This is a genomic window from Caballeronia sp. SL2Y3 (genome assembly GCF_022879575.1).
In the GTDB taxonomy this organism is placed as follows: domain Bacteria; phylum Pseudomonadota; class Gammaproteobacteria; order Burkholderiales; family Burkholderiaceae; genus Caballeronia.
In genome coordinates this window covers 454,522-466,821 of the sequence record NZ_CP084261.1, presented here as the reverse complement: position 1 = coordinate 466,821, position 12,300 = coordinate 454,522, and the positions used below count along the sequence as shown (strand labels likewise).

Here is a 12,300-nt window from a genome sequence, read left to right as displayed (position 1 = left end):
CACCGGACCATTCGCGAATGTGCGAAGCGAATGGTCCGCTGTCACGACACCGCTTATTGGTAGTCGATGCTGTACACGACCGACGAGTTCGCCGGACCTGCGGACGTCGCGCCGGTGGCGTAGTAGCGCACGTCGTAGAACAGCGTTGCCGCGCCCGACGCGATGGACGCCGGCTTCGAGTTCTGCAGGTCGCTCGAGTAGCCAGCCTTGATCTGCGATCCGTCCTGGTTCAGCAGTTCCAGCTTGACGTTGCCCGCGCCGCCGGCAGCCACGAGCAGACGGCCATCGGAAGGATCGACCGTGGTGCCTGCTTCATAGAACACCGATGCCTTGCTCGTGCTCGTGACCGGCGAGCATGCGGAGAGCGCGATGCTGTACGACGTGGTGCCCGCCGTCTGGCCCGCTGCGGTCAGCGTCGAGGTGGATACGGTCGGCAGCGTGACCGTGAAGTCCTTCGACGAGGTGCCGTTGCCGTTGATCGTGCAGGTGGCGGCCGTGAGCGCGCCGTTGAACGTGATGGTTCCATCGGACGCGAACGCGCCGCCGGCAGCCACGCTCAACAGGCCAGCGATGAGAGCCGAGATTAAGGACTTCTTCATTTTGAAACTCCAAGCAATTAAAAAAGTGGGATCCAGTTTCGAGCGCGGCGCTGCACCGATACGGCAGCAGCGCCCGCTCCCCTTGACGCCGGACAAGTGCATTCCCCTGTGGCCGAGACTGCGTAGGCCCGCGACGGCGTGGCCCTCGGTTTATTTTTAGCCCGTCCAGTTGAAAGCACCCGGGCGGAATTTTCCAATCAATCGAGTTCGAAAGACACCCGAGAATTCTTAATTAGTAAGTCGTCTTGAATGATTGACGAAACGATATGTAAGCTGCCTTTCGCTTGGCAAGAGGCAGCGTTGGGTGAGAAGGGAGCAGCGAGAACGGGTCAGCGCGAGTCGAGGAAACTCGTGCTGACCTCGGGTTTTCGGCGCGCGAATGGCGCTTTGGATCGAGTGGGAACCTCGCTTCGGGTGACGTCTATCGGTAGAACCAAACGGACAGGCGGAGTACCCTGCAAGAGAGGACCTGCGCTGAACGTGCGCACGTACCTGTCGTGATTGGGGGACGTATAAGGCTCACTCCAAAGCCGCGAACAGATGCCGCCCTCAAACCTGGCGAGGTGGTCGGGGCGCTACCAGCGGCGACGATGCATAACGGACGGATGCGCGAAGACGACAGTGTCCGTAGAACGACACGTCGCTCGTGGATTGCCGCGCGGCAGCAGCGAAGCAGTTTTCTGTCTGCGCCGGAATTGCGACGCCCTCCACCTATTGTTACTTAGATAACAAACGCTCTTTCGCAGTCGGCTCGTTCGTGGGTTTATCAATCACGAACGCGAGAGCCGACTCACCCCGCCAAGCTAGAAATCAAGGAAGCGCCGCAACTTGTGCGATGACCGTGCAGCGCGATGTTTGCGCCATCTAGAAGCGATTGTGTGTCCCCTTCCACGATACTGGTGATTCCGCAGTTGGGGCACATCACGCGATCTCCTATGGTGACGACTTGCCGCCCGAAAATGCTGAACTCGTGCGAGGTGGGCAGCACGATGCCGCCATGGGTCGTCGAATCACCCACGCGAATGGGACGCTTGCCAGAAAATTGCATTAGAGCCTCCTTTAATGCTTTGCACTTGATTCGAAGGCGGTCCGATATGTCGCCGGTCGAACGCGACATATCGGACGACGCCCAACTAGCCGCGATCCACCGGATCGCTTCCATCGCCTCCGGCGATGAAGTCGTCCAACATGCGTTGCTCGCGAAGCATCTGCTCCGCGCTGCGGGCGATGAACGGCCGGGTGGTCGGCAGCGGCGGCAGCACCGTAGCCTGCTGCGGTTGCATGATGGCCGAAGGCGCGTCGCTGCTGGCCGTCTGCGGCAGCAATTTGACGCCGAAGGGGTCGGCGCTTGGCTTTTTACCCGGCGTAGGCGACGTTATCGTGATCAGGGTGGCCTGATCGGCGCGGCGCAGCGGCACGACCACGCTGGTATCGGCATTCAGATAGGTCGCCATGGTGGCGAGCGCAATGCCGACGAACGGCGAAGCCGCACCCGTGTCGCCCAGTCGCTGGGTCAGGTCGTAGCTTTCCTTCGATTCGAGTAGATCGAGCGGGCTGCCGGCTGCCTTCAGCGCGGGCATGAGTTGGGCTAGCGGGGGCACTACGGGTTTCTGTCCAGCGTCGTAGAAAACGCGCGAAGGGGCCGGAGTGATGTTTGCCGTCGCACTCTTCCAGCCGTTTGCCAATGCATTGGTCAGCGCATCGTTCTTTAGCCGTGTGCCGGGCTGCGCAGGGTTGTCCAGCGAAACCGTGACGGGGCGATGGATCACAGCAAGAGTCTTGAGCGCGTCCCACTGCTCGAAGGCGCGTTGGGTCCACGGCTCGGGAATGAAGGGAGACGCGACGAATGCCTGCGGGGGCTGACGGGCCCAGCCGTTGAACTGCGGGTCGATGGGATTCTTGTTCGGCTTAGTGTACGGAGCGTAATAGCGCAACCAATTCACGCGCTCGGGACGACCGACTACTAGGGCTACCATGCTGTCGGTAAGCTCGCCGGGCAAGCGCGGGCCGTTAGCTTGTCCGATCGGCCACGTTTTTTTGTCCTTGCTGGCGAGTGCGAGTGCCATGTTGTGGCCTTCGTCTGCGTAGATCAAGATCGCTGGCAGGTCCGGACTACGTTCGAACAATTGGAAAACGTTCTCAAGGATGAACTCGGGCGTGTCGTTGCACACGACGCCGTTGGACACGTTGCGAATGCGGTGCCAGTGTAAGCCTGCGTCGGGACGCAAATCGTTGACCAAGCCAGCTAGCATCTCCCGAGTCATCGCAATCGGCACGCGGGGATCGGGAATATCCGGGGTCCAACTGCGCACCACAGTTACCGTAGGAATAGGCCATATTTCCGGGAAATCACGTAGTCCTAGCTCCAACGCATCAAGTTCTCGTTTGTCGTATGCTAAGTCCTTGTCGTCAGCCTGGGTGGGGTATCGCGTTGGATCCATCGGCAAAATGGAGCGCACGAGAAGACTATTAGATTGCACTGCATTCTGCTGCTGTAGTGCTCCCCACGCTTGACCTTGGCGGAAAACGTCCACGCTTAGACCGATGCTGAATATTTCCAATGTTTCTATACGTGACGTGTCAGCGGGCGCTTGATAAAGAGGTGAGTTGCGCATGGAGATAGCTTTCGCGGCCGAAATAGTAGGAAAGGGTATGACCGATAGGTGAGAGGTAGCAGGCGTTTCAGAGGTGATGTCCGAAGGCATGACTGCACGCACGTACAAACATAGCGCTCGCGCTCAGTTGACATCCTGATAGCAACGGATGCTCATGCCTTGCCCCCCGCAGGCGGAGTACCTCCATACTTCGGACGCCTGCCTAGAATCCGCTCGCCAAGGGTTTGGCTGACAATAAGGCTCGGCATGTCGATGTTCATCTGCTCAGGCGGCTTACCTGTACGTCGGTACCTCGTTGTGGCGTCGATTAGTTCCTTGTTGTTTGGTTGTTCCTCAGCGTAGAACGAAAGAACTGCTGGACTAGGTTCGTCCTCCATAGGGAGATCTGTGCCAACAGATTTCTGCCCATATCCTCCGCTTCGAGTGTTCTTCCAATCCAATCTCCAATCAGCAACGCGGCAAAGATAAGCATAAAACGCCTCGTCCATCACGCTTTGCGTGGGTCCAATTGCCACGTCGTAGGCGAGGACTTGCTGGCTATGTATCGGATTGGCTGGAATTGCAGAATGAAACGACAGTGCCTCCTCCGTGTGCTGCCAACGGTTGATTGCGTCGCTCGGCGTTTCGGTGCGGGTCACGCGCACCGTGCCATCGCCAAGCGGCGTGACACTCCGCACGCGAGTGAAGTTCAGTGGCTCTCTACCGGCATTCAAGGCATCCTGCACATCGGCTGGGCTGTACCCTTGCGCAAACGCCGGATCATCCTGCGAGAGATCATAAACTTTGAATACACCCGGCTTCCAGCCACTCTCGCGTGTGATCGCGATACGCGCATCGATGGGGTCGAGCTTTTGCTTGGCCTGATAGACGCCGCTGGGCGTATCACGCTGCGTGACGTTCGTGCCGTTGGAAAAATCGGCCGTCACGGGCAAAGGTAGCTTCGCAGAGTTTAGCGTAACGCTTTGGCCTTCGGCAAAGCTGGCGCGCCCGAATCGGGCTGTTCCGCCAAGACCCGTATCCTCCCAGGTCTTTTCACCCTTGCGCAACAAGACATATTTGTACTCTGCATTCTCCGCTCCGACTTGCTCGGGCTTGCCGTCTCGCTTCCTCAGAGTGAAGATCCGTTGGCAAAAGCGCGCTCCGAGTTGCGAGAGCACAGGTTGGGCATTTCGCGTATCGGGCACGCCCTGCCAGCCGATGCCCTCCACATTGGACAGTCCCACGGTCTGATCTTGCGGGGTGAAGTACAGGCTGACCAGGCCCCGGTTGTCGCGCTCGGTGACAGTGACGGACTGACCGTTGATCGTGGTCTGGCAGGTCGCGCCGTTCCAGTTCGCCCCGCCCACGCGCTTGTTGACGTCGTTGCCTGCCATCTCGGTGAGTGAGACGGCAGCATTAGGCTGTGCGGTGATGTATTGGATAATGCCGCTGAGCGTAGCCAGCCGTGCCTCGCGGGTTTGCTGATGATGATAGGTTTGCAGCATTTCATTCAGCGGCTCCTCGAGGCTATACGGTGAGTTCATCATGACGAAGCCGTCGATGGGCCGCTGTCCTTCATCCTTAAGCAGCGCATTCGCCAGCAAGGTCACCATCGTGCCCTGACTGTGCCCGACGACATTGACGATGTCGTCCGGATAGCGCTTGCGGATGATGCGAATGAGCATGGCCAATCGCTGCGCGGCCAACACCATGTAGCGTCGGTTCACTGCTGGCAGCAACGGGTGAGTGGCGGTGCCCGCGAGCAGGTCCACTGACACGAAGCCGAACAACTTGCCGTTGAAGCCGTTGCCCCACATGTCGGGCAACGTAGTGGTGGCGTTGGCAAACGGGCCACCCTCCTTGGTGCCGGCCTTGTCCAGGCGGTTGCCGTGGCGATCGAGCCACTCGCCGTGCGGCTCGTGCTTTTGAATGGCGGATTCTTCTTCGCGATACCCCCAATAAAACGGCACCACGATGCCGCACATGCCATCCGCATCCCTTCGGGCGGTGCCGAACTTCCGACGGTAGTAGATCGCATCGGGATTGGGTGCCTGGCCATCGTCATCGGTGGGCAGGCTGTAGGTGGCCGCCTGCAACTTCCCAGGGTTGTCGCCCGTCAGCGGACCGGGTGTAAGCAGATCTAGCCGTTCGTTGAGTCCGCTGCATAGACCTTGCTCGATGTCGGCATAGACGCCGGCCAGGTCGTTGACGCCATGCACGAGGATGGTGACGCACGGACGGTTGGGGCCAATCGGTACATAGACATCGTTGCCCTTAGGCACAGTGATGCTGCTCGCGCGGCCTATTTCTTTTGGTCTTGAATCAAGCATGACGGTCTTCGCAAAACTGAATATTCGATAGCTCTATTGTTTTTGTGGTGTGCTCCGCACGCTGATGTCAGCGGTATGCATCGCCTCTTTGTCTACGTGCTGCGTTGCGCCGAGGGCACGTGGGCAGCACGATTGCCGCCATGGGTTGTCGAATCGCCCACGCGAATGGGACGTTTGCCGGGAAATTGCATCAATGCCTCGTTCAACGCTTTGCATTGGTTTGAAGGATTGGAGATGCCGCCCGGCGCGACGCGCGTCATACCGGACGACGTCTGCCTAGCCGCGATCCACCGGATCGCTTCCATCGCCTCCGGCGATGAAGTCGTCCAGCATGCGTTGCTCGCGAAGCATCTGCTCTGCGCTGCGCGCGATGAACGGCCGGGTGGTCGGCAGCGGCGGCAGCACCGTGGGCTGCTGCGGTTGCATGATGGTCGTGGGCGCGTCGCTGCTGGCCGTCTGTGGCAATAATTTGACGCCGAAGGGGTCGGAGCTTGGCTTCTTACCTGGCGTAGGCGACGTTATCGTGATCAGGGTGGCCTGATCGGCGCGGCGCAGCGGCACGACCACGCTGGTATCGGCATTCAGATAGGTCGCCATGGTGGCGAGCGCAATGCCGACGAACGGCGAAGCCGCACCCGTGTCGCCCAGGCGCTGCGTCAGATCGTAGCTTTCCTTCGATTCGAGCAGATCGAGCGGGCTGCCGGCCGCCTTCAGCGCGGGCATGAGTTGGGCTAGCGGCGGTGCTATGGGCTTTTGACCGGCGTCGTAAAAGACGCGCGAGGGGCTCGAGTTCAGCTTGCCTGCCGCCGCTTTCCAGCCATTAGCCAGAGCCGTGGTGAGCGCATCGTTCTTCAGACGCGCGCCGGTGGCGTCGTTCAGCGAAACGGTGACGGGGCGATGCAGCACAGCGAGCGTCTTCATCGCGTCCCACTGCTTGAATCCCAGCGCGGTCCACGGCTTCGGGATAAACGTCGTCGGGCGGAACGGCACCGGGGGCTGATGATCCCAGAAGGTGAAGCCCGGGTAGATCGAATGGTCCGCTGGCGCCGCGGTGTACGGCACGAAATAGCGCAGCCAGTCCACCCGTTCGGGGCGAGCTACGACTAACGCGACAATCGCGTCGGTGAGCTCGCCCGGTTGACGCGGGCCGGTTCCTAAGCCAATCAGTGGGTAAGTACCGATCTTAGTATTACGACTGGAGAGCGCGTTAGCCATGCTGAAGCCCTCCACGACATACACAAGCATTGCTGGCATATCCGGATTGGCCTCGAACGAGCGGAAGATCATCTCGATCGTGCCTTCGGGCGTGTCGTTGCAGATCACCCCGTTCTTTAACTGCATGATCTCGTGCCAGTGCAAGCCGGCGTCCGGACGGTTATCGTCCACCATCGTGGTGAGGGAGGGCTCCATATTTTCGACGGGCACACGCAACCGCGGCGCATTGCGGTCCCATCCGCGCACCACAGTGACGGTGGGAATCGGCCATGCTTCTCTGAAGTCCTTCAGGGCGAGCTCAAGGGCATTGGCTTGCCGCTGCTCCCAGGCCATGTCTTTCTCGCCAGCGGTGACCGGGTACTGCCTAGGGTCCATCGGCAAGATGGACCCTACATGCAAACTATTGAGCTCGGCAGCATCTTGCTTTCGCATTTGGGCCCACACCTGTCCTTGACGGTAGACGTCCAGACTTATTCCCACGCTGACCACGTCCAGCGTATCGAGATGTGGAGACGTGGTCGGGGCGCTATTGAGCGAAGAATACATATTGGAGGAATCCTCGGCAGACGAAGGTGCGGGGTAGACAAGGTCGTCGTTCGTGGGGTATCGCGCGGCTGAGGCAAAGCAGCTCACCGGCCCGAACGTGTCGGGCATTGCTGCGGCCGTACCGGGCACGCGCGTGAGGAGCGGGTTCAACGGCGGTACTGCCGATGCCACGGTTGCAAGCCCGGCGCACAACAGAGCGAAGCTACCGCGAAGAAATCGACACGCGCTCGGGGAACTGGTGCGGAATCGGAACGACTTGTTCAAAGGTCTCACTCCTGATTAACGACGGCAACTTCGGGTTGAAGTATTGTTTGACCTGCGCTTCGGTCGGTTGGCCGGTAGTACGATAGTCTGCGGTGGCATCGATCAATGCCTTGTTTTCGGGCGCTTCTTCTTGATAGAACTTCAACGTGTCGGCGTCCGGATTGTTATCGTCGAAGGTACGGTTATCAGATGTCTCAATGTCGGCATTCTCGCGCCTACCATTTTGGCTCTTCGATTTTCCGCCCCACCCCAGCCGCCAATCAGCAATCCGACACAAATAGCTATAGAAGGCCTCGTCGTCGATGCTCTTAGCCTGCCCGATGGCCAGGTCGTAAGCCACGGCTCGGCGGCTGTGCTCGGAGTTCGCCGGAATGGCCGAATGGAACGACAGGGCGTCGTCCTTGGTGAGTTGATCGGCCGGCGTCTCCATCAGCCGCTTGCGCGCATCGCTGGGCGTCTCCGTGCGCATCACGCGCACCATGCCGTTGTCCAGCGGCGTGACGCTGGCCACCTTGGTTGTGTCGAACGCCTCCTTGTCCGCGTTGAGCGCGTTCTGCACATTGGTCGCGTCGTACCCCTGGGAGAACACCGGATCATCCGCCGCCATGTCATAGGGCTTGACGACGCCCGGCTTCCACGCGCCATTGGTAATCCCAATGGACGCATCGACCGGGTCCATGGGCGCCTTGACCATATGGATGCCGTCCTTGGCAACGCTTTCGTCGATAAAGTTGCCCGTGCCGTCGAAATTCACGCGCAGCGGCTTGGGCAACCGGGGCGCATTGAGCGTGACGGTCTGCCCCTCTGCCAGTTCGGCCTTGATCAAGTTGCCTGTCCATCCCTGACCATCGCCATCCCAGGTGCTTTCGCCGTGCTGGCGCAGCACGTAGCGATACCCGGGCTCGCGCGCGCCGACCTCTTCGGGCTGTCCATTGCGCTCGCGCAGCGTGAACACGCGCTGATGAAAGCGCCCGCCCAGTTCGCTCAACACATCGTCGGGCACGCCCTGCCAGCCGATACCCTGCACATTGAGCAAGCCAACCGTTTGATCCAGCGGCGTGAAATACAGACAGATGTTGCCGCGATTGTCACGTTCGTCGAAGCGCGTGTGTTCGTTATCCAGCGTGGTCGTGCATTGCTGACCGTTCCAGCGCTGCCCCCCGATGCAAGCGAGCTTGCCCGGATCGGCCATGTCCGTGAGCGAGGGCGTGGGGTGCGGCTGGTCGCCGATAAAGCGGATGATTCTGCTGAGCGTGTCGCGCCTCGCGTCTTTGGTCTGCTGTCGCTGACGCACCTGCACACGCTCCATGAAAGGCTCGATTAAGCTATAGGGCGAATTCATGAATACGGCGCTGTCGATGGGACGTTGCCCTTCGTCCTTGAGAAACGCGTTGGCCAGCAGGGTCAGCATGGTGCCCTGGCTGTGAGCGACTACATTGACCGTATCGTCGCGATGCTTGGCGCGGATGATCTTCACCAGCATGGCCAGCCGCTTGGCCGCCAGCACCATGTAGTTGCGCGGTGGCCCCGCAAACAGCGGATGCCCAGGCGTGCCGGCCAGCGCGTTCATGGGCAAAATGCCGAAGGCCATGCCGCTAAAGCCGTCCAGCCACATGTCGGGCAGCGTGGTGGTAGCGTTGGCGAAGGCGCCGCCCTCCTTGGTGCCGGCCTTGTCCAGACGGTTGCCGTAGCGGTCGAGCCACTCGCCATGAGGCGTATCTTTCTTGATATAGGGCACGCGGGTCTTCGGGTCCGCACCGCCATCTTCACGAAAGCCCCAATAAAACGGAATGACGACGCTGCGCGACGCATCCCCGCCCTGGCCGGTATTGGCCAGACGCCGGAAGTAGACCTTGTCCGGATCTTTGGCGAGATGATCCTGCGCGGTGGGCAACGAATAACTTGCCGGCACCAGCGCCGCCGAATTGGTTTGCCCGCGTGCGTTGCTCAGGTGATCCAGCCGCTCGTTGAGTCCCTCGCAGAGTCCCTTCTCAATGTCGGCATAGACGCCTGCCAGATCGTTTACGCCGTGCACCATGATCGTCACGCACGGCTTGCCTTGCGTAGCCTGCGCATAGGCAGCCTGGCCGCCCGGATAGAGCAGCGTCTTATTTTCTCCAGACAACGGGCGTGTGGACGAAGATGTATCGGCGTTCATAGAAGCGATTTGGGTATAAAGCGTTGGGCGTTCTTTTAAGCGAAGCGCGCAGCGTTCTCACTCGGACTTGTGCAGCACCAGTTGCGCGATGTGCATCGCGTTCTTTTGCAGCAACTGGGTGGCCCCTTGGGCATCGGTGACGCCCTTGACGACTTCGCCGTTGTCCAGTGTGATGCTGTAGGGTTGGTTGGGAACGGGCCTTTGACCGTCGGGCATTAGCACGATGAACCTGCGTTGCGTGTCGCCCACATCGAACTGCGGCAGCTTGCCGTTCTGGCTGGCAGGGCCTGCCATGTCATAGCTGGAGGCCTTGAAGCGAATCTCCCCCGGACATCCGAGTTCGATGTTGCCGCCTTCGAGCTTGATGTAGGCGCCCCCGCACATCAGGGTGACGTGCTTCTTGGCCACACCGAGAATGTGTTCGTCGGTGGCGTACAACTCCACGCTCTGCTTACCTTCCATGCGCACCGTGCTCTGCTGCGCTTGCAACATCAGATCGCCCTGATGAGCGATCTGCTTGATGTCGCCGCCATGCGCGAACAGGCTGATACCCTGACCGGCGTTCATCAGTAGAGCCTGACCCGCAGTCACTTGCTGGTTGTGCTGCGCTACGCTATCAATGTGCTGGCCAGCGGCCCATGTCATCGACTGGGGCGTCCCTGCGGCAATGCCAGCCGGGCTGCTAAGCGCGATGACCGGCTGACCGCCGTTCGCGCCAGTCTTTTCGTCGTTTGCGCCATGGCCCAGATCCCGCACAGCGTCGGTCAAGTGCTCTTGCGCACTAGCGTCGTGCGGCAGGCTCTGATGTTGACCGGCATAGTCGCCAAGCTGCTTGGCCAGTTCGAGTGCGCCTTGCAGGCACTGCACTAACTCTGCACGGCTGAGTTGCCCGCCTTGCGCCTTGGTTTGCCCGTCAGTGGAGAGAAGGAGTCCCTTGCCGGCACGCAGCGCGCCGTGCTCGTCGGTGCGCAGCTCGAAGCCTTCCCCGCGAGGCGCCCCTCCTTGCGGACGAGGATGGGTGAGATACCCCAAATGCAGCGCGCTCGCGCCGTGATCGCTCATCAGCGCGGCACTGATCTGCTGCTGGGTATCGTCGATCCGCAATTCGCTGGCGCGGCTACCCTTGTGTTCCTTGCTGCGGATCGTGCTGATGGTGTTATGCCTAGGCAGCTCATAAGGCGGCAAGTTCGCCGCGTGATACGTGCGCCCGATGATGATCGGCTGGTCAGGGTCGCCGTCCAGGAATGCGACGATCACTTCCTGACCGATGCGGGGAATCGCCATATGGCCCCACGTCGCGCCCGCCCAGTTCTGCGCCACCCGCACCCAGCAGGAGCTTCGCTCGTCGGGCGGGTCGTTCCGCTGCCATGGAAAGCAAATCTTGACGCGACCAAACTCGTCGCAATAGATCTCCTCGCCCGCTGGGCCGGTGACCGTCGCGATCAGCGGCCCGTCGATGCGTGGTTTGTCAGGCAGCGGCGCTTTCCATTCAACGTCGTCGGGCACCAGCTCGGCGGTGTAGCCGTAGTGCGTGCCTTGCTGAGCATCCGCGGCTTCTTCTTCCTGGCTCACATGCTGGGTGCCGTGATGCGTGATGCGCACCGGCCGCCAGCCGCGATTCCATTCCTCGCGCGGATGGTCGACGAGATCGAAGCGCAAGCCCGGGATGAGACGCGCATCGTCGCCCTCGGCGATTGCGACCTGCGCATCGCGCCGCAGCGCCAAGAGGCGCGTCTGCGTGAAGGGAACACCGGCTGCATCTTCCTTGTACCGTCCGGGGTAGCCGTAGCGTTCGTAATCCCGGCCCTGGTGGTCGAGGTTCCCTCCGTCCTGGCTATGCTGCTGGCCGTACTGCGGGTTCTTGAACGTATAGTCGCGTTGCGTCTGGCGGGCCGTGCGTACGCGTTCGGCGTAGCGGAAACTGCGCAAGCCCGGCTCGGGCGCATCGCCGCCGGGGTTCGGGTTATAGGAGACCGGGCCGCCCGCGATCGCGCCATGCACGATGAGCTTGTCGCCGTGGATCAGACGATGGCCGTTCGCGGAGAATTCAAAGGCGTAGTAGAGGCCTTCTTCCGCGCCAATGCGCTGCACCCATTCGAGCGTCGATTCCCCTGCTTGCACACAATACTCACGGGGCAAATACGTGCCGAACGTCATCTGTTCGTAGTCGGTGATGCCTTGCTCGGTCATCAGCGTCTGCAGGATCTGCGGGATGCTCTTCTGCTGGAACACGCGCCAGTTGCTGCGCAAGTCGGCCCTGGCGAGGGCGGGCGTCACCGTCGCGTAATACACGGTGCGCCGAAAGCCAGTCTCGCCCTGCTCGAAGGCGCTGACGATGCCGTGGACGTAGTGCACCGGCACGCCATCGCGCCAGAGCGTGAAGAGCGCAGATTGGTCCAGAACCTTGCCGAAGTCGACGGCGGGATCGTGGCTAGCGAGTTCCAGATCCAGCTCGAACGGCTTAGAGAGCCCCTCCACTAAGTCAAAGCTGCGGACGTCGAGCGCAAGGCCGCTCGCGGTCTCGAACGTGAAGCGCAGGTCGGATTGACGCGGCATGAATGATGAGTTCCCCGAAAGGCTTCGTACGAAGCGAG

Annotated in this window: 7 protein-coding genes; all 7 read right to left on the bottom strand. The window is 60.8% G+C overall.

Annotated features, from left to right (window positions below; all coding sequences use genetic code 11):
• Positions 1–53: 53 nt before the first annotated feature.
• Complete coding sequence (locus LDZ26_RS15445) at positions 54–599, bottom strand: fimbrial protein (protein WP_244850028.1); 546 nt, start codon at positions 597–599, stop codon at positions 54–56.
• Positions 600–1,389: 790 nt separating this feature from the next.
• Complete coding sequence (locus tag LDZ26_RS15440) at positions 1,390–1,647, bottom strand: PAAR domain-containing protein (protein ID WP_244850027.1); 258 nt, start codon at positions 1,645–1,647, stop codon at positions 1,390–1,392.
• Positions 1,648–1,732: 85 nt separating this feature from the next.
• Entirely contained in the window at positions 1,733–3,214 is a 1,482-nt protein-coding gene (locus tag LDZ26_RS15435; protein ID WP_244850026.1) for a DUF2875 family protein, read from the bottom strand.
• A gap of 152 nt (positions 3,215–3,366) precedes the next feature.
• Entirely contained in the window at positions 3,367–5,523 is a 2,157-nt protein-coding gene (locus LDZ26_RS15430; protein ID WP_244850025.1) for a DUF3274 domain-containing protein, read from the bottom strand.
• Positions 5,524–5,799: 276 nt separating this feature from the next.
• Entirely contained in the window at positions 5,800–7,392 is a 1,593-nt protein-coding gene (locus LDZ26_RS15425) for a DUF2875 family protein (protein WP_244850024.1), read from the bottom strand.
• A gap of 94 nt (positions 7,393–7,486) precedes the next feature.
• Positions 7,487–9,706, bottom strand: coding sequence for a DUF3274 domain-containing protein (locus LDZ26_RS15420; RefSeq protein ID WP_244850023.1), 2,220 nt, complete (start codon positions 9,704–9,706; stop codon positions 7,487–7,489).
• 57 nt (positions 9,707–9,763) lie between these two features.
• Positions 9,764–12,262, bottom strand: a complete 2,499-nt coding sequence (locus LDZ26_RS15415; protein WP_244850022.1) for a type VI secretion system Vgr family protein — start codon at positions 12,260–12,262, stop codon at positions 9,764–9,766.
• Positions 12,263–12,300 lie beyond the last annotated feature (38 nt).